This window comes from Halorubrum sp. Eb13 (assembly GCF_002252895.1).
Classification (GTDB): domain Archaea; phylum Halobacteriota; class Halobacteria; order Halobacteriales; family Haloferacaceae; genus Halorubrum.
The window spans coordinates 1-18080 of the sequence record NZ_NHPE01000024.1; the positions used below are offsets into that span (position 1 = coordinate 1).

Annotated in this window: 17 protein-coding genes; 16 read left to right on the forward strand and 1 reads right to left on the reverse strand. The window is 71.3% G+C overall.

Annotated elements, in window-relative coordinates:
• The first annotated feature begins 172 nt into the window (after positions 1 to 172).
• Complete coding sequence (locus DJ75_RS02150) at positions 173 to 1024, forward strand: hypothetical protein (RefSeq protein ID WP_094522235.1); 852 nt, start codon at positions 173 to 175, stop codon at positions 1022 to 1024.
• Between the two features lie 35 nt (positions 1025 to 1059).
• Complete coding sequence (locus DJ75_RS02155; protein ID WP_094522236.1) at positions 1060 to 1794, forward strand: MBL fold metallo-hydrolase; 735 nt, start codon at positions 1060 to 1062, stop codon at positions 1792 to 1794.
• 20 nt (positions 1795 to 1814) lie between these two features.
• Here DJ75_RS02155 and DJ75_RS02160 read toward each other — a convergent pair whose 3' ends face one another.
• On the reverse strand, positions 1815 to 3014 hold the full coding sequence (locus DJ75_RS02160; protein WP_094522237.1) for a PGF-CTERM-anchored ABC transporter substrate-binding protein: 1200 nt from the start codon (positions 3012 to 3014) through the stop codon (positions 1815 to 1817).
• A gap of 62 nt (positions 3015 to 3076) precedes the next feature.
• Here DJ75_RS02160 and btuC point away from each other — a divergent pair, with 62 nt between their 5' ends.
• The 14 genes from btuC to DJ75_RS02230 form a co-directional block, all read left to right on the forward strand.
• A complete protein-coding gene (btuC, locus tag DJ75_RS02165; RefSeq protein WP_094522238.1) occupies positions 3077 to 4219 on the forward strand; it encodes a vitamin B12 ABC transporter permease BtuC in 1143 nt (380 codons plus the stop codon).
• Positions 4216 to 5541 carry an ATP-binding cassette domain-containing protein gene (locus tag DJ75_RS02170; protein ID WP_094522239.1) on the forward strand — a complete coding sequence of 442 codons (1326 nt, stop codon included), beginning with the start codon at positions 4216 to 4218 and terminating at the stop codon, positions 5539 to 5541. The genes btuC and DJ75_RS02170 overlap by 4 nt, the downstream gene beginning before the upstream one ends.
• Before the next feature lie 292 nt (positions 5542 to 5833).
• A complete protein-coding gene (locus DJ75_RS02175; protein ID WP_094522240.1) occupies positions 5834 to 6829 on the forward strand; it encodes an aliphatic sulfonate ABC transporter substrate-binding protein in 996 nt (331 codons plus the stop codon).
• 1 nt (position 6830) lies between these two features.
• A complete protein-coding gene (locus DJ75_RS02180; RefSeq protein WP_094522241.1) occupies positions 6831 to 7637 on the forward strand; it encodes an ABC transporter permease in 807 nt (268 codons plus the stop codon).
• Positions 7621 to 8511 (forward strand): ABC transporter ATP-binding protein, encoded by an 891-nt coding sequence (locus DJ75_RS02185; protein WP_254921869.1) that lies wholly within the window; start codon positions 7621 to 7623, stop codon positions 8509 to 8511. Before DJ75_RS02180 ends, DJ75_RS02185 begins: the two co-directional genes overlap by 17 nt.
• A 309-nt stretch (positions 8512 to 8820) precedes the next feature.
• Positions 8821 to 9981 carry a LeuA family protein gene (locus tag DJ75_RS02190; protein ID WP_170938309.1) on the forward strand — a complete coding sequence of 387 codons (1161 nt, stop codon included), beginning with the start codon at positions 8821 to 8823 and terminating at the stop codon, positions 9979 to 9981.
• A 388-nt stretch (positions 9982 to 10369) separates the two neighbouring features.
• A complete protein-coding gene (ilvB, locus tag DJ75_RS02195; RefSeq protein ID WP_094522244.1) occupies positions 10370 to 12187 on the forward strand; it encodes a biosynthetic-type acetolactate synthase large subunit in 1818 nt (605 codons plus the stop codon).
• Entirely contained in the window at positions 12184 to 12900 is a 717-nt protein-coding gene (ilvN, locus tag DJ75_RS02200) for an acetolactate synthase small subunit (RefSeq protein ID WP_094522245.1), read from the forward strand. The genes ilvB and ilvN overlap by 4 nt, the downstream gene beginning before the upstream one ends.
• A 27-nt stretch (positions 12901 to 12927) precedes the next feature.
• A complete protein-coding gene (gene ilvC, locus DJ75_RS02205; RefSeq protein WP_094522246.1) occupies positions 12928 to 13983 on the forward strand; it encodes a ketol-acid reductoisomerase in 1056 nt (351 codons plus the stop codon).
• Positions 13984 to 14044: 61 nt separating this feature from the next.
• Complete coding sequence (gene leuC, locus DJ75_RS02210; RefSeq protein ID WP_094522247.1) at positions 14045 to 15466, forward strand: 3-isopropylmalate dehydratase large subunit; 1422 nt, start codon at positions 14045 to 14047, stop codon at positions 15464 to 15466.
• Complete coding sequence (leuD, locus tag DJ75_RS02215) at positions 15463 to 16119, forward strand: 3-isopropylmalate dehydratase small subunit (RefSeq protein ID WP_094522248.1); 657 nt, start codon at positions 15463 to 15465, stop codon at positions 16117 to 16119. Before leuC ends, leuD begins: the two co-directional genes overlap by 4 nt.
• Positions 16116 to 17114, forward strand: coding sequence for an isocitrate/isopropylmalate family dehydrogenase (locus DJ75_RS02220; RefSeq protein WP_094522249.1), 999 nt, complete (start codon positions 16116 to 16118; stop codon positions 17112 to 17114). The genes leuD and DJ75_RS02220 overlap by 4 nt, the downstream gene beginning before the upstream one ends.
• Before the next feature lie 94 nt (positions 17115 to 17208).
• Positions 17209 to 17577 (forward strand): DUF555 domain-containing protein, encoded by a 369-nt coding sequence (locus DJ75_RS02225; protein WP_094522250.1) that lies wholly within the window; start codon positions 17209 to 17211, stop codon positions 17575 to 17577.
• A gap of 87 nt (positions 17578 to 17664) precedes the next feature.
• Positions 17665 to 18080 (forward strand): CBS domain-containing protein (locus tag DJ75_RS02230; protein WP_094522251.1); only part of this gene is annotated, 416 nt, incomplete at its 3' end.

Genomic DNA, 18080 nt, shown 5'->3' on the forward strand with positions numbered 1-18080 from the left:
TCCAGCGTGTCGGCGTCCGCGAGGACAAGTCGGTGGCGGACGCCGACACGCTGGAGCGGGTCGCGCGGCTCGCGGGCGACGAGGCGTGAGGCGTCGGGACCGGCGTCCACCGGGTGGACCGACCGCGACGCCCACGCGAAACCCCTTCACGCTCGGGCCCGTACCCCCTCGTATGCCAGGCCCGCTCGGGGACGCGACGCGACGGCGGCTGACGGAGGCGGCCGCGACCCGGCTCGCCGACGACGGGTACGAGGTCGCGCAGCCGGAGACGCGGGCCGAGCCCCCGGCGGTGGCGACCCGAGGCGACGCGACGGCCCTCGCGGTCGAGCCGCTCACGCCGGACGACGCGACCGCGACGGTGATCGCCTCGCGGCTCGCGCACGCGCTCTCTCGCGACCGCCGCGCCTACTTCGTCGTGGACGACGACGCGACCGCCGAGCGAGTGCGGTCGCTGCTCGCCGACCCCCCGCTGCTCGTCGCCGAGCGCGACGGGCGCCGGGAGTTCCACGCCGGGCCGGACCGGATCCCCGTCGCCGGCGGCGGGTACGCCTGCGTCCGGTTCGAGGGGCTCGGGGAACCGACGTTCGCGTGGCGCGAGACCGACACGCCGGTCGGGCCGGTGCCAGCGGGGCCGGGGATCGATCCCGCCGCCGTCGACGAGTCGGGGCGCCCGGTCGTCCCGCGGCTGGTCTGCGAGGTCGACGGGCGGGTGGTCGCGGTGCTCGCCGGCGTCGAGAGCCTCCGGGAGCCGCCGGCGGAGGCGTTCCCGTACGCGTACAGCCGCCACCCCGACGACAAGCGGTTCCGGGTGCGACGCGGCGCCGACGGCGCGGTCGTCGAGAGCGCCAGCGGCTTCGCGCCGATGCGGGCCGCGGGCTACGTCCCGATCCCCATGCCGATCGTCCCCGAACACGTGCTCGGTCCGGCGTTCGCGCCCGACCGGGACTCGGATACCGAAGCCGCCGCGACCGACCTCGACGACGCGTGGGACCTGATCCGCGTCGACGCGGTCGAGGGGTCATAGCCACCCTGAAGGCGCCCGGGACCGGAACGGGAGCCATGACGGTTCGCTACGACGACTTCGCGGTGGAGTGGCTCGGCTACGCGACGGCGCGGCTCGCGCCGGACGAGGGCCCCGTCGCCTACACCGACCCGGGACGGTACGGCGTCCTCGACGACTACTGGGCGCGCGACGGCGACCTCGTCGTCGTCACCCACGACCACCACTACGACACCGACGGGATCCGGTCGGTCGCGAGCGAGGACGCGACGCTCGTGATCTACGACGCGGTCGACCCCGCGGGAATCGACCGCGACGTGGAGTCGGTCGACTCGCTCGCCGAGGACTACGACGTGGTGCGCGTCGACGACGAGGCGCGCGTCGACGTCGACACGCCCGCCGGCGAGGCGACCGTGTGGTCCGTCGCCGCCCGCAACGACCCCGACGGACCGAACGCGGGCCCCGACGGGTCGGTGACGCACCCGCCCGGATTCGGCTGCGGCTTCCTCCTCGGCCTCGGCGACCGCACCGTCTTCTGGCCGGGGGACTCGGACGCGCTCGACGCGTTCGCCGAGCTCGACGTCTCGATATTCCTCGCGAACATCGGCGGCGGCGGCATCGTCTCGGACCGACACGCGAGCGCGGACCTGGCCGAGCGGATGGACCCGGACCTGGTGGTCCCGATCCACTACGACACCTTCGAGCAGTTGGAGGCGGACGGCGAGGCGTTCGCGGGCGACGTCGCCGCCCGGTCGATCCCCGTCGCGCTGGACGCCCGATCGGCGAACCAGTAGCGTCGCCGCCCGGGGGCCGTCTACGGCCGCCGCGCGATCAGCGCCGCCGCGATCGCGGCGACCAGCGCGGCGACGACGCCGAAGCCGGGCGCCTCGTCGCCGGTGCTCGCGTCGCCGCCGTCACCGCCGTCCTCGGTCGATCCGCCGTCGCCGTCGGTTCCGCTCTCGCCGTCGTCCGTGGCGTCGTCGTCGGTCCCGTCCTCACCGTCGCTCCCGTCCTCGCCGTCGGTGGCGCCGCCGTCCTCGGTCTGGAGCTCCGCGACGGCGGTCGAGAGCGTGGTCGTCGACTCGATCACGCTGCGCGGCGCCGGCTGATTGAGGTAGTTCACGTTCATCACGACGTAGTTGCCCTCGGTACCGGCGGTGGTGCTGGCGTACGGCTCCTCCTCCAAGATGGCCGCGTCGGGGGTGGTCACCAAGATCAGATCGGGGTCGGTCTGGAGGATCACCTCGTTCGAGAGCTGCGGGTAGCCGTCGCCCTCCGCGGCCGCGACGTTGTTCACGCCGCCGGCCTCCATGATCGAGTTGATGAAGGTGTTGTTCGCGGCGACGAAGCCGCTGCCGAGCGGGTAGAGCGCGTCGGGCCGGTCGAGGTCGGCCGTCCGATTCTCGGCGTCCGCGACGGCCGCGTTCATCTCCGCGTTCGTCTCGGCGGCGGCCTCGCAGTTCCCGACGAGGCGGCCGACGGTCTCGGTCTTCTCCGCGATGTCCTCGATGGAGGTCGCCTCGGAGAAGTGGTAGACGGTGAGGCCCTGCTCGCGGAGCGCCTCGACCTGGCCCGCCGACGCGTTCGGCGCGAGCACGAGCTCCGGCTCGGTCGCCACGACGCGCTCGACGCTGACGCCGAGCCCCTCCGCGGAGACGTTCTCCCGCTCGCTCGCCCCGTCGAGGTACGCGGCGTACTGGGTCACGCCGACGACGCGGTCCCGCTCGCCGAGCTCCCAGAGCGTCTGGGCGGCCGACGGGTTGGTGGTCGTGATCCGCTCGGGCGCCTCGTCGAGCGTGATCGTCGTCCCCGTCGCGTCCGTGATCTCCAGCGGGTACCCGCACGCGTCGCCCGTCTGGTGGACGATCGGTCCGTGAGCGACACCGTCGAGCGCCGGTTCGTCGGTCGGCGACGCGGTCGTCGTCGGCTGTGCGCCCGCGGCCGCGCCCGCGACGCCGCCCACGAGGGCGGTCGTCACGAGCAGGGCCATCGCGATGACGTACCTGGTTCGCATCGGATTGACGACGCGGCTCGTCCAATAAGTATTTACCTACTACAAGTTGTGTTGGAGAACGAATGAGTACATGGACGCGAGCGTCGGTCTGGTCGGCGGGGTTAGCGGTCGTGCTCGTCGCCGTGGCCGTGGTGAGCGCCGCGATCGGCCCCGTCCGGATCCCGCCCGCGGAGGTCGTGAAGGCCGTGCTGAACGCGGTTACCGTGCCGGCCGGGATCGAGGCGAGCTCGGACGGGACCGGGGCGCTGATGCTGCCCGGCCTCGGGCTCACGTACGCCTCGCCGTTCGCGTTCCCGGTCGACGACGTCCACGCGCAGATCGTCGTCGGCGTCCGGCTCCCCCGCATCCTGATGGCCGCGCTGGTCGGCTTCGCGCTCGCGGCGGCCGGGACGGTCATGCAGGGGTTCTTCCGGAACCCGATGGCCGACCCGTCGATCATCGGCGTCTCCTCGGGCGCGGCCGTCGGCGCCGTCGCCTTCATCGTCTTCCCCGCGGCGCTGTCGGCGACCGTCACGCTCCCGCTGATCGGCGCGGTGGGCCTGGGGCTCTCGCACGGCGCCGGCGTCAGCCTCTTCGCCTTCGCAGGCGCGCTCGCGGCCGCTTTCGGCGTGTACGCAATCGCGACTCGACACGGGCGGACCCCCGTGGCGACGCTCCTGCTCGCGGGCGTCGCGGTCCAGACGTTCCTCGGAGCGGTCATCTCGTACCTCCAGCTGCAGGCCGGCGAGTCGCTCCGCCGGGTCGTCGCGTGGCTGATGGGTCACCTCTCCGGCGCCTCGTGGAGCGAGGTCGCCGTGACGGCGGTCGTGGTGCCGCCGCTGTTCGTCCTCCTCCTCGTGTACGCCCGCGACCTCAACGTCCTCCTGCTGGGCGAGGAGGAGGCCCGGGGGCTCGGGATCGCGGTCGAACGCACCAAGCGGATCCTGCTGGGCGCCTCCGCGCTGATCACGGCCGCGGGCGTCGCTTTCGCGGGGATCATCGGCTTCGTCGGGCTGATCGTCCCCCACATCCTCCGACTGGTCGTCGGCCCCGACCACCGGGTCCTGCTGCCGACCGCGGCGCTCGCGGGGGGATCGTTCCTCGTCGCCGCCGACACGGTCGCCCGCGCGGGGAGCACGGAGCTGCCGGTCGGTATCGTCACCGCCGCGGTCGGCGCGCCGTTCTTCGTCTACCTGCTCTCGAACCGGGAGGTGCACGAGCTGTGAGGGCGGAATCGGCCGCGGACGGAGACGAGAGCGGGGGCGACGCGGTCGGCGGCTCTCCGGCCACCGACGCCAATGCCGCCGGTCCCGACGCCAATGGCGCCAGCTCCGACGCCGATCCGCTCGTCGAGGTCGGCGACCTGACGGCGTCGTTCGGCGACGTGCCGGTCGTCTCCGGGGTCGATCTGCGGCTCGACCGCGGCGAGCTCGTCGGCCTCGTCGGCCCGAACGGCGCGGGGAAGACGACGGTGATCCGGGCGATCAAGGGGACGCTCGCGCCGGATTCGGGGACGGTGCGACTCGACGGCGCCCGCGCCGACGACCTCTCAGCGCGCGAGGCCGGCCGCCGCGTCGCCAGCGTCCCGCAGGAGACGAGCCTCGCGTTCGACTTCCGGGTCCGCCACGTGGTGGAGATGGGCCGGACCCCCCACCTCGGTCGGTTCGACGGCCACGGCGCCGACGACGACCGGGCGGTGCGGGAGGCGATGGATGCGGCGGGCGTCGCGCGCTTCGCCGACCGCTCGATCAGGGAGGTCTCGGGCGGGGAGCGCCAGCGCGTCCTGCTCGCGCGGGCGCTGGCGCAGGGGACCCCGGCGCTGCTGCTCGACGAGCCGACGGCGAGCCTCGACGCGAACCACGCCGTGCGCACCCTCGAACTCGTCCGCAACCTCGTCGACGACGGGCGCGGCGCGCTCGCGGCGATCCACGACCTCGACGCCGCGGCCCGGTACTGCGATCGGATCGTCGTCCTCGCGAACGGCGGCGTCCACGCGGCCGGGCCGCCGGACGAGGTGCTGACCGCGGGCGCGCTCCGGACCGCGTTCGACGCGGAGGCGTTCGTCGGTCGGAACCCCGCGACCGGGACGCCCGCGGTCACCGCCTTCGATACGGTCGACGCGGCCGGCGGGGGCGACGCGGCCCGCGACGGCGACGACCAGCGACGGCTCCACGTCGTCGGGACTGGACGGGAGGCTTCGCGGGTCGTCGCCCGCCTCGCGGCCGCCGGACACGACCTCTCGGTCGGGGTAGTCCCCGAGGGCGACGCCGCCGCCGAGACCGCCCGTGACGCCGGCGCCGCGCTCGTCGCCGCGCCCCCGTTCGAGCCCGTCGGTCCGGAGGCCCGCGAGGCCGCGACGGCGTTGGCGCGCGAGGCCGACGCGACCGTCGTCGTCGACGGCGCCGGCGGCGACACCGATCGAATCGAGGGCGACCGACCCGACCCGAACGGGACTGTCCTCGCGGCCGCCGACCGGGTCGTCGAGGGCGACGCCGCGGCCGACGACGGCGCTCTCCTCGACGCGGTTCGCGGTCTCGACGACGCGTAGCCGGCGACCTCGACGAGCGCCTCGCGGAGCGCGACCGTCGCCTCGACGACGCGGGTCGCGTGACGCGTGACGGCAATCGGTTCCGGTATCACACACGTCGGGCATCGGACGGCTCGCGGCTCGCGGACAGACTCAGCCGCGCGGACCGCCGTCAGAGACTCCGAGACGGCGGATCAGTCCCTGTGTTCGTCTCTCATGCCACAGAATAAATTACTATTAGACATCATAGGTGCAAATAATTATTCTCTATAAGCATACGCCCTTATCAGTGGCACCGGTACGAGGTGGTACGATGGAACGAAGACAGTTCCTGCGCGGCACCGGCACGGCGGTCGGCGGCTCGCTGCTCGCCGGCTGCGCCGGGAGCGACGGACGAACCGTGACGGTCGACTACGCCTACTACAACCCAGTCAGCCTCGTATTGCGCGAGAAGGGCTGGCTGTCGGCGGCGTTCGCGGAGACGGACGTCGAGATCGAGTGGGTGCTGAGCCTCGGCAGCAACCAGGCGAACGAGTACTCGCAGGGCGGAGAGGCGGAGGTCGCCTCGACCGCCGGGATCGCGGCGCTGATGGCGCGGTCGAACGGCGTCCCGATCACGACGCCGTACGTCTACTCCGAGCCGGAGTGGACCGCGCTCGTCACGTTCGCGGAGACGGGGATCGAGTCGGTCGCCGACCTCGAGGGGAAGCGCGTCGCCGCCACCCGCGGTACCGACCCGTACTTCTTCCTGCTGCAGGCGCTCGACGACGCCGGCCTGAGCGAGGACGACGTCGAGGTCGTCCACCTCCAACACCCCGAGGGGCAGTCGGCGCTTGTGGGAGGCGACGTGGACGCGTGGGCCGGGCTCGACCCGCACATGGCCGAGCTGGAGCTGGAACACGACGGCGCGGAGCTGTTCTTCCGCGAGCCCGCGTACAACACCTACGGCTTCCTCAACTTCCTCGACGGGTTCCTCGCGGATCACCCGGGTGACGCCCGGCGGGTCGTCGAGGCGTACGAGCGCGGCCGCGAGTGGGCGATCGAGAACCCCGCGGAGACCGCGGGCATCCTCGCGAGCGAGTCGGAGATGTCCCAAGCGGTGGCCGAGCGCGTGTTCACGCGCCACACCGACCTCTCCGAGCCGCTTCCGGGAGAGGCCCACCGCGAGCTGCTCTCCGACCTCGCGCCGATCTTGGAGCGGGAGGGGCTCGTCACCGACGACGCCGACCCCGCGGGGAGCATCGACGACCTGCTCGACGCGGAGTTCGCGGCCGAGAGCGTCGGCGACGCCGGGAGCGGGGGAGAGTGAGATGGCGACGACGCGCGAGACGGGACGGACGGGAGCCGAGGCCGCCGCCGGACTTCTCCCGGACGCCGACCGGTTCCGGTGGCTGCTCGGGCTCGTCGTGCCCGCGGCGATCGTCGTCGCCTGGCACCTGCTGGTCGCGACCGGCGTCTTCGCCGCCCACCAGCTACCGACGCCGCTGCGAGTGGTCGAGACCCTCTACGGGCTGAGCGCCTCGGGCGAGCTCTGGGGCCACGTCGCGATCACGGTCCAGCGCGTGTTCCTCGGGGTCCTCCTGGGCGCGAGCGTCGGGGTCGTCCTCGGGACGCTCACCGGGCTCTCCGGACTCGCCGCCGACCTGCTCGACCCCCTGCTCCAGAGCCTCAAAAACATCCCCTCGCTGGCGTGGGTGCCGCTGTTCCTGCTCTGGTTCGGGATCGGCGAGGGCGCGAAGGTGCTCCTGATCGCCGTCGGCGCCTTCTTCCCCGTCTACCTCAACCTCTCGACGGGGATCGGCGAGGTGAGCGAGGACCTGCTGGAGGTCGCCGAGGTGTACGACCTCGGCCGGATCGAGTCGCTCCGGCGGGTCGTGTTCCCGGCCGCGGTGCCGAGCCTGCTCGTCGGGATCCGGGGCGGCGTCGGTCTGGCGTGGATGTTCGTCGTGGCCGCGGAGCTGATCGCGGCCAGCGAGGGGATCGGATTCCTGCTGAGCGACGGCCGCGTGCTCGCGCGCCCGGACATCATCGTCGGCTCGATCCTGCTGTTCGCCTTCCTCGGGAACCTCTCGGACCTGGCGGTCAAGGAGGTGAAGAACCGTGTCGTCGTTCGGTAGGGGCGTGCTCGCTGACAGCGACGTCGAGACGGACGACGACGAGCATCGTCTCGACGGCGACGCGACGACCGAGACGGAACGAGACTCCGAACCGACGACGGACCCGGCGACCGATCCGCCGACCGACCCACCGACCGATCCGACCCTCGCCGTCAGCGGGCTCACCAAGCGCTACGGCGAGACTGTCGCACTCGACGGCGTCGACCTCGCGGTCGGCGACGGGGAGTTCCTCGCGGTGGTCGGCCCGTCCGGCTGCGGGAAGTCGACGCTGTTGCGCGTGCTCTCCGGATTGGAGGACCGGTTCGAGGGCGACGCCGCGGTCGGCGGGGTCGACGTGCGCGAGGGCGGCAGCGACGCCGTCGGGATGGTGTTCCAGGAGCCGCGGCTCCTCGCGTGGGCCGACGTGCGTGAGAACGTCGCCCTCGGGCTCCCGGCCGACGTCGACCGCGACGACCCCGCCGCGCGCGACCGAGTCAACGAGCTGATCGAGACGGTCGGACTCGGCGGCTTCGCGGAGAGCTCGCCCGGCGAGCTCTCGGGCGGGATGGCCCAGCGCGTCTCGCTGGCGCGGGGGCTGGCCTACGAGCCGGAGGTGCTACTGCTCGACGAGCCGTTCTCGGCGCTCGATCGGCTAACGAAACGCGAACAGCAGGACCACCTGCTCGACGTGTGGGCGGCGCGGGGGACCACGGTCGCAATGGTCACGCACGACGTCGAGGAGGCCGCGTACCTCGCCGACCGCGTCGCCGTCCTCGGCGCCCAACCCGGGACGGTCGAGACGGTGGTCGACGTCGACGCCGCTCGCCCCCGCGACCGAACGGACGAGGCGCTGCTGGCGGCGCGTCGCGAGATCACCGACGCGCTCGGTCTCTGAGCCGGCGGCGCCGCGGCGGCGTGCCCGGGCGCGGCCGAAACGAAACGAACGTCGATCGGGCTTATCAACGCGGTTCCGAAACCACATACCCGGCCGTTCGCGGTTAGCGTATAAGGAGTATAAAGAATGGGTACGACGCTCACGTCAGGCGGTTTTTCGACGACGCCGACACGAGAGCCACTGTCAGCGAGGCGTCGTTTTTGCTATTGGCACAAGCGTTAAGTTCTCGACCGTCCTGTCGACAGTCGATGACAGACATCACGGAGGCTTCGTCGGACACCCCGGCGGATCGAGTTCTTCCAGGGCACGATAGCTTCTAACATCGAAATCGGTCCTGTACGGATCTTCGACACGACGTTACGAGACGGAGAACAGTCACCACGGACGTCGTTCAGCTACGACGAGAAACGCCGCATAGCGGCGACGCTGGACGACATGAACACCCACGTCATCGAGGCGGGGTTCCCGGTGAACTCGGACGCGGAGTTCGAGGCCGTCAGCGACATCGCCGCCGCGACGGACACCACCGTCTGCGGGCTGGCGCGGGTCGTCGACGGCGACATCGACGCCGCGATCGACTCCGGCGTCGAGATGGTCCACGTGTTCGTCTCCACCAGCGACGTCCAGCTGGAGGACTCGATGCACGCGACCCGCGCGGAGGCGAAGGAACGCGCCGTCGCCGCCGTCGAGAAGGTGAAAGACGCCGGCGTCGAGTGCATGTTCTCGCCGATGGACGCCACCCGGACGGACCCGACGTACCTGACGGAGATCGTCGAGGCGGTCAGCGACGCCGGCACGGACTGGATCAACATCCCGGACACGTGCGGCGTGGCGATGCCGACGAGCTTCGGGAAGACGGTGGAGGCCGTCGTCGACGCGACCGACGCCCGCGTCGACGTGCACACGCACGACGACTTCGGGATGGCCGCGGCGAACGCGATCATGGGCTTCGAGAACGGCGCCGAGCAGGCGCAGGTGTCGGTCAACGGGATCGGCGAACGCGCCGGCAACGCCGCATACGAGGAGGTCGTGATGGCCGTCGAGTCGGTGTACGGCGTCGACACCGGCATCGACACGACCCAGATCACCAAGCTGGCGCGGATCGTCGAGGAGGCGTCCGACATCCCCGTGCCCGCGAACAAGCCCGTCACCGGACGGAACGCGTTCGCGCACGAGTCGGGCATCCACGCCGCCGGCGTCATCGAGAACAGCGACACGTTCGAGACCGGCGTGATGACCCCGGAGATGGTCGGGGCCGAGCGCGAGTTCGTGCTCGGGAAACACACCGGCACCCACAGCGTGCGCAAGCACCTGGAGGAGGCCGGCTTCGTCCCGAGCGACGGCGAGGTCCGGCGCATCACCAAACGCGTCAAGGAGTACGGCGCCGGCAAGCGGCAGGTGACCGCCGGCGACGTCGAGCGGTTCGCCGAGGAGGCGGGCATCGACCGCGAGGAGGAGGTCCGGGTCTGATGGCCGCCCCCCTGACCGGGGAGCCCGCCGAGCGACCGCCGCGCGAGTCGACGGGGGCTCCGGGGAGTCCGCGTGCCCCGAACCGGTTCGGAACGGCGGACCGGTTCGACGCCGCGATCCGACCGACCGTGTCGGCGCCCCGACAGGGATTTATACCCGGACTCCGTTGGTCAGGGCGAGATGCGACGGCACACCGCACTTCCGACGACAGCCGACGTCGCCGGAGCCGTCGCGCCGATCATCGTAGGGGTATAATCCCCTACATCACCCCTTCCTCACCGACTCGACGAACTATCGACCGCCGGCCGACGGACCGCGATCCGATCGCGGCGGCGGTCGGACCGACCCTCGACGCGCGAGAGATGCCACACCGAACACCACCACGACAATGAGCGACACAGCAGCACACCCACGAGAGGACGATCCGGAGGGCTCCGAGGAGCCGGCGACGGGAGCCGACGACGGGGCGCCCGGCGCCGATCCCGACGAGACGCCCGCCGCGGGGACGGTCGCGACCGGCGCGGAGTCGGTCGTCGCCGCCCTCGAGGCGGCCGGCGCGGAGACGGCCTTCGGCGTCCAGGGCGGCGCGATCATGCCCGTCTACGACGCGTTGTACAGCTCCTCGATCGACCACGTCACGATGGCCCACGAGCAGGGCGCCGTCCACGCCGCCGACGCGTACGGCGTCGTGTCCGGGGAACCGGGGGTCTGCCTGGCGACCTCGGGCCCGGGCGCGACGAACCTCGTCACCGGGATCGCCGACGCCGACATGGACTCCGACTCGATGCTCGCGTTGACCGGACAGGTGCCGACCGAGTTCGTCGGCAACGACGCGTTCCAGGAGACCGACACGATCGGGGTCACCCGTCCGATCACGAAGCACAACTACTTCGCGAGCGGCGCCGACACCGTCGGCGACACAGTCGGCGAGGCGTTCGAGCTGTCCCGGGCCGGTCGCCCGGGGCCGACGCTCGTCGACCTCCCGAAGGACGTCACGCAGGGCGAGACCGACGAGACGCCGGGGCCGGCGACGCCCCCGGCCGGCACCGACCCCGACCCGAACGCCGACACCGACGCGGTCGAGTCGGCGGCTCGGGCCATCGAGGAGGCCGAGCGGCCCCTCTGTCTGTTCGGCGGCGGCGTGATCAAGGCCGAGGCGAGCGACGCCGCGCGGACGTTCGCGCGGACGTACGGGATCCCGGTGACGACGACGATGCCCGGGATCGGCTCGTTCCCCGAGGACGACGATCTCTGCCTCTCGTGGGCCGGGATGCACGGCACCGGCTACGCGAACATGGCGATCACCCACACCGACTGCCTGATCGCGGTCGGCACCCGGTTCGACGACCGGCTCACCGGCGGTATCGACACCTTCGCGCCCGAGGCCGAGGTCGTCCACGTCGACATCGACCCGGCCGAGATCTCGAAGAACGTCCACGCGGACCACCCGCTGATCGGCGACGCGGAGCGCGTCCTCGACCAGCTCACCGCGGCGGTCCGCGAGGCGCCCGACGCCGGGGCGTGGCGCGAGCGGTGCGCCGAGTGGAAGGAGACGTACCCGCTCACGTACGCGACGCCCGAGGACGAGCCGCTGAAACCGCAGTTCGTCGTCGAGGCGTTCGACGAGGCGACCGACGACGACGCCATCGTGACGACCGGCGTCGGCCAACACCAGATGTGGGCCTCCCAGTTCTGGACGTACACGGAGCCCCGGACGTGGGTCTCCTCGCACGGTCTGGGGACGATGGGCTACGGCGTGCCCGCCGCGGTCGGCGCGCGGGTCGCCGCCGACGCCATGGGCGAGTCCGACCGCGACGTGGTCTGTTTCGACGGCGACGGCTCCTTCCTGATGACGATGCAGGAGCTCTCCGTGGCCGTCCGCGAGGACCTCGACGTCACCATCGCCGTGCTCAACAACGAGTACATCGGCATGGTGCGGCAGTGGCAGGACGCCTTCTACGAGGGGCGTCACATGGCCTCCGACTACACGTGGATGCCCGAGTTCGACAAGCTCGCGGAGGCGTTCGGCGCCCTCGGCCTCCGCGTCGACGACTACGACGAGGTCGCGCCGGCGGTCGAGGAGGCCCTCGACTACGACGGCCCCGCCGTGATCGACTTCCACGTCGACCCCGAGGAGAACGTCCTGCCGATGGTGCCGAGCGGCGGCGCAAACGGGAAGTTCGCCACCGCGGAGGACCAGCTATGAGCGGCGATTCGCCCGACTCCCGACCCGCGACCGACGGCGGCTCCGCGTCCGGCGGCGTCCCGGAGCCCGACTCCCGGCCGGCGCCGGGCGAGCAGCCGGGCCCCGAGGAGCGGGACCACCCGGAGGGGCGCCGAAATCTCGAAGGGATCCGGATCGACCCCGTCGTCGAGGCCGAACACGAGTCGCGGCGCGCCGTCATCTCGGCGCTCGTGGAGGACGAGCCGGGCGTGCTCGCGCGCGTCTCCGGGCTCGTCTCCCGCCGCCAGTTCAACATCGAGAGCCTCACGGTCGGGCCGACGACCGTCGACGGACACTCGCGGATCACGATGGTCGTCGAGGAGACGGACCCCGGCATCGACCAGATCGAAAAGCAGATGGCGAAGCTGAAACCCGTGATATCCGTCGGCGAGGTGTCCGGCAACGCGGTGACGGCGGAGCTCGTCCTGCTGAAGATCGAGGCGGACGACCCGGCCGCGGTCCACGCCGTCACCGAGATGTACGACGGTCGGACGCTCGACGCCGGGCCGCGGACGATCACCGTCCAGCTCACCGGCGACGAGGCGCGGATCGACGACGCGCTCGACGCGTTCCGCCAGTTCGGCATCATCGAGATCGCTCGAACGGGCCAGACCGCGCTCGCGCGCGGCGACGTCCCGACGGCGCCCGGAGAGAAACCCGGAACGGCCGGCGAACCGACGACGCACGACAGCTGACGCAGACACACACTCACACATTACACAATGAGCGACAACGACATGCAGACGGTCGAATCCAACGTATACTACGACGAAGACGCGGACGGCGAAGCGATCGCCCAGACGGTCGTGGCCGTGCTCGGCTACGGCTCACAGGGGCACGCGCACGCCCAGAACCTCCACGAGAGCGGGATCGACGTGGTCGTCGGCCTCCGCGAGGACAGCTCCTCGCGCGCGGCCGCCGAGAGCGACGGGCTCGAGGTCGCGACGCCGGCCGCCGCCGCCGAGGCGGCCGACATCGTGAGCGTCCTCCTGCCCGACACGGTCCAGGCGGACGTCTACGAGGAGTCGATCGAGCCGAACCTGGAGCCCGGCGACACGCTCCAGTTCGCGCACGGGTTCAACATCCACTATAACCAGATCCAGCCGCCCGAGGACGTCGACGTGACGATGATCGCGCCGAAGTCGCCGGGCCACATCGTCCGCCGGAACTACGAGAACGACCAGGGGACGCCGGGGCTGCTGGCGGTGTATCAGGACGCCACGGGCGAGGCCCACGACGAGGCGCTCGCGTACGCGGCCGCGATCGGCTGCACCCGCGCCGGCGTCGTCGAGACGAGCTTCCGCGAGGAGACCGAGACCGACCTGTTCGGCGAGCAGGCCGTCCTCTGCGGCGGCATCGCCTCGCTGATCAAGCAGGGGTACGAGACGCTCGTCGAGGCGGGCTACTCCCCCGAGATGGCGTACTTCGAGTGCATGAACGAGATGAAGCTCATCGTCGACCTGATGTACGAGGGCGGGCTCGGCGCCATGTGGGACTCCGTTTCACACACCGCGGAGTACGGCGGACTCACCCGGGGCGACGAGATCATCGACGACCAGGTCCGCGCGAACATGGAGGAGGTCCTCGAAGGCGTTCAGAACGGCACCTTCGCCCGCGAGTGGATCTCGGAGAACCAGGCGGGCCGGCCGTCGTACACCCAGCTCCGCAACGCCGAGAAGAACCACGAGATCGAGGCCGTCGGCGAGGAGCTTCGCGGCCTGTTCGCGTGGCAGGAGGAGGGCGAGGAGGAAGAGGAGTCGGCCGAGGTGACGGCCTGATGGGCGTCCGCGGCGACGGGACCGAAGCGACGGCGACCGCGCCCCGCGCGGGTGATCCCCGATGAGCGAGGGGACCCTGTACGACAAGGTGTGGGACCACCACAAGGTGACGGAGCTGCCAACGGGACAGGACCAGCTGTTCGTCGGGCTCCACCTCGTCCACGAGGTCACCAGCCCGCAGGCGTTCGGCATGCTGAAGGAGCGCGGGCGGGAGGTCGCCTTCCCGGAGCGCACCCACGCCACGGTCGACCACATCGTGCCGACCGGCAACCGCGACCGGCCCTACAGCGACGAGGCCGCCGAAAGCATGATGGCGGAGCTGGAGGAGAACGTCCGCGGCTCGGGCATCGACTTCTCCGACCCGGACTCCGGCGATCAGGGGATCGTCCACGTCATCGGGCCGGAGCAGGGGCTCACGCAGCCCGGCATGACCATCGTCTGCGGCGACTCGCACACGTCGACGCACGGCGCGTTCGGTGCGCTGGCGTTCGGCATCGGCACGTCGCAGATCCGCGACGTGCTGGCGACGGGCTGCGTCGCGATGGAGAAACAGAAGGTCCGCAGGATCGAGGTCACGGGCGAGCTCGGTGAGGGCGTCACCGCGAAGGACATCATCCTCACGATCATCGGGAAGCTCGGGACCGACGGCGGGGTCGGCTACGTCTACGAGTACGCCGGCGAGGCCATCGAGAAGCTCGGGATGGAGGGACGGATGTCCATCTGTAACATGTCCATCGAGGGCGGCGCTCGCGCGGGCTACGTCAACCCCGACGAGACCACCTACGAGTGGCTCCGGGAGACGGACGCCTTCGCCGACGACCCCGAGAAGTTCGAGCGGCTGAAGCCCTACTGGGAGTCGATCCGGACCGACGACGGCGCGGAGTACGACGACATCGTCACCATCGACGGCTCGGCGATCGAGCCGACCGTGACGTGGGGGACCACGCCGGGACAGACCGCGGGCATCACCGAGCCCATCCCGGACCCGGACGACCTCCCCGAGGAGGACAGCGACACCGCGCGTCGCGCGCAGAAGCACATGCGCGTCGAGCCGGGCGACACGATGGAGGGGTACGACATCGACGTGGCGTTCCTCGGCTCCTGTACCAACGCGCGCCTGAAAGACCTCCGCGAGGCCGCGGCGTTCGTCGAGGGCCGCGAGGTCGACGACGACGTGCGCGCGATGGTCGTCCCCGGCAGCCAGCGCGTCCGGGACGCCGCCGAGGCCGAAGGGCTCGACGAGATCTTCATCGAGGCCGGGTTCGACTGGCGCGAGCCGGGCTGTTCGATGTGTCTCGGCATGAACGACGACCAGTTGGAGGGCGACGAGGCGAGCGCGTCCTCCTCGAACCGGAACTTCGTCGGCCGGCAGGGCTCGAAGGACGGGCGGACCGTGCTGATGAGCCCGATCATGGTCGCGGCCGCGGCGGTGACCGGCGAGGTCACCGACGTCCGCGAGATGGAGGAGGTGGCGATCGTATGAGCTCGCCCGATTTCAGCGCCGGCGAGGCGCCGGCGGAGAAGGTGACCGAAGTCTCCGGTACCGGGATCCCGGTCCGGGGCAACGACATCGACACCGACCAGATCATCCCGGCGCGGTTCATGAAGGTCGTCACCTTCGACGGGCTGGGCCAGTTCTCCTTCTTCGACCAGCGGTTCGACGACGACGACAACGAGAAGGAACACCCGTTCAACGAGGAGCAGTACCGGGGCGCGAACGTCCTCGTCGTCAACGCCAACTTCGGCTGCGGCTCCTCGCGCGAACACGCCCCCCAGGCGCTGATGCGCTGGGGGATCGACGCCGTCGTCGGCGAGTCGTTCGCGGAGATCTTCGCGGGGAACTGCCTCGCGCTCGGCATCCCGACGGTCACGGCCGACCAGGAGTCGATCGAGGCGCTTCAGGACTACGTCGAGGCGAACCCCGACGCGGAGGTCGACATCGACGTGGCCGCGGAGACGATCACCTACGACGACACCGCGATCGACGCGACGGTCCACGACGCCCAGCGGAAGGCCCTCGTCGAGGGCGTCTGGGACACCACGGCGCTGATGGGCGCGAACGCCGGCGCGGTCCGCGAGACCGCCCGGTCGCTGCCCTACGTCCCGGAGGCGGACATCCCGGGGGACGAGGCGTGAGCCACGAGGTCGCCGTCATCGAGGGCGACGGGATCGGCCGGGAGGTCGTCCCCGCGGCCCTGGAGGTGTTGGAGTCGTTCGACCTCGGCTTCGAGTTCGTCCGGGGCGAGGCCGGCGACGCGACGAAGGAGGCGACCGGCGAGGCGCTCCCGGCGGAGACGTACGAGCTCGCCGCGGACGCCGACGCGACGCTGTTCGGCGCGGCCGGCGAGACCGCCGCCGACGTCATCCTCCCGCTGCGGGACGCCGTGGACTCGTTCGTCAACGTCCGACCCGCCAAGGCGTACCCCGGCGTCGACGCGCTGCGCCCGGAGACGGACGTCGTCTTCCTGCGCGAGAACACCGAAGGCGTCTACGCCGGCCACGAGGACCGGCTCTCGGACGACCTCTCGACGCTGACTCGGGTGGTCACCTCGTCGGCGTCGCGGGAGCTCGCGGCGTACGCCTGCGAGTTCGTCGCCGACGGGCGCGGCCCCGCCGGCGGCCCCGAGGACGGGTTCACGGTCGCGCACAAGGCGAACGTGATGCGCGAGACGGACGGGCGGTTCCGCGAGGAAGTGCTCGCGGTCGCCGCGGAGCGCGGCGTCGACGCCGACGAGGAGCTGATGGACGCGTTCGCGACGAAGCTCCCGCTCGACCCGACGCAGTACGGCGTGATCGTCTGCCCGAACCTCGCGGGCGACGTGCTCTCGGACCTGGCCGCCGGGCTCGTCGGCGGGCTCGGCCTCCTTCCCTCCGCGAACGTCGGCCACGACAACGCGCTGTTCGAACCGGTCCACGGCACCGCGCCCGACATCGCCGGCGAGGGGGTCGCGAACCCGACGGCGGCGATACTGTCGGCCGCCATGCTGCTGGAGTACCTCGGCTACGGCGAAGAGGGCGAACGGGTGCGCGACGCGGTGGAGGGCGTGCTCTCCGACGGGCCGCGCACCGGCGACCTCGGCGGCGACGCGACGACCAACGAGATCACGGCGGCGATCGTCGAGCGGTTGTAGCTCTCGGGGCCGTAACCCTCCGGGAGACACCTTCTCGCACGGCGACCGCGGGCGAACCACAAGAAAGGAAACCCTGCGGCCCGTCCGCCCGGATATGAGCAACTACGAAGTCGCGATGGAAGCCGCCTGGTTGGTCCGTGACGTCGAGGAGACCGACGACGCCATCGGCGTCGCGGTCAGCGAAGCCGGCAAGCGACTCAACGAGACGGACAAGCAGTACGTCGAGGTCGAACCCGGCGTCACCGGCTGTCCGGCCTGCGGTGAGCCGTTCGACGCCGCGTTCCTCGCGGCCAACACGGCCCTCGTCGGACTCCTCTTGGAGATCGACATCTTCAACGCCGACAGCGAGGAGCACGCCGAGCGGATCGCGAAAAGCGAGGTCGGCGGCGCGCTGCGGGACGTTCCCCTCGAGGTCATCGAGATCGTCGAGACGGACGGAGACGACGACGGCGACGCCGAGTAAGGCGCTCCGATCGCGGAGAGCCCCGACCGTCGCCGCGATATCGGTCGCCGTCGAAACCTTTTCTAATAACCCGGAGTTATTGACCGTATGGAACTCCCCACGCCGCAGGACCTCCGCGAACGGCGGACGACGCTGGAGCTGACACAGAGCGAGTTGGCGGACGCGGCGGACGTCTCACAGCCCCTGATCGCCCGGATCGAGGGCGGCGACGTCGACCCGCGGCTCTCGACGCTCCGGCGGATCGTCAACGCGCTCCAAGAGGCGGAGGGCGAGGTCGTTCGCGCGAGCGACCTGATGAACGAGACGGTGATCAGCGTCGCGCCCGACGACGCGGTGCGCGAGGCGGTGGACCTGATGGAGGAGGAGGCGTACTCGCAGCTCCCGGTGCTCCAGAACGGCGTGCCGGTCGGCTCGATCAGTCAGGGCGACGTGGTCCACGCGGGCGAGAACGTCGGGGACCACCCGGTCAGCGAGGTGATGAGCGAGTCGTTCCCCACGGTCGC

Bases quoted from the DNA above. Each gene is read 5' to 3' on its own strand.
- ilvB (WP_094522244.1), top strand. From the start codon at position 10,370: ATGAGCGACACAGCAGCACACCCACGAGAGGACGATCCGGAGGGCTCC.
- ilvN (WP_094522245.1), top strand. From the start codon at position 12,184: ATGAGCGGCGATTCGCCCGACTCCCGACCCGCGACCGACGGCGGCTCC.
- leuD (WP_094522248.1), top strand. From the start codon at position 15,463: ATGAGCTCGCCCGATTTCAGCGCCGGCGAGGCGCCGGCGGAGAAGGTG.
- DJ75_RS02160 (WP_094522237.1), bottom strand. From the start codon at position 3,014: ATGCGAACCAGGTACGTCATCGCGATGGCCCTGCTCGTGACGACCGCC.
- DJ75_RS02175 (WP_094522240.1), top strand. From the start codon at position 5,834: ATGGAACGAAGACAGTTCCTGCGCGGCACCGGCACGGCGGTCGGCGGC.
- DJ75_RS02150 (WP_094522235.1), top strand. From the start codon at position 173: ATGCCAGGCCCGCTCGGGGACGCGACGCGACGGCGGCTGACGGAGGCG.
- leuC (WP_094522247.1), top strand. From the start codon at position 14,045: ATGAGCGAGGGGACCCTGTACGACAAGGTGTGGGACCACCACAAGGTG.
- btuC (WP_094522238.1), top strand. From the start codon at position 3,077: ATGAGTACATGGACGCGAGCGTCGGTCTGGTCGGCGGGGTTAGCGGTC.
- DJ75_RS02225 (WP_094522250.1), top strand. From the start codon at position 17,209: ATGAGCAACTACGAAGTCGCGATGGAAGCCGCCTGGTTGGTCCGTGAC.
- DJ75_RS02155 (WP_094522236.1), top strand. From the start codon at position 1,060: ATGACGGTTCGCTACGACGACTTCGCGGTGGAGTGGCTCGGCTACGCG.
- ilvC (WP_094522246.1), top strand. From the start codon at position 12,928: ATGAGCGACAACGACATGCAGACGGTCGAATCCAACGTATACTACGAC.
- DJ75_RS02180 (WP_094522241.1), top strand. From the start codon at position 6,831: ATGGCGACGACGCGCGAGACGGGACGGACGGGAGCCGAGGCCGCCGCC.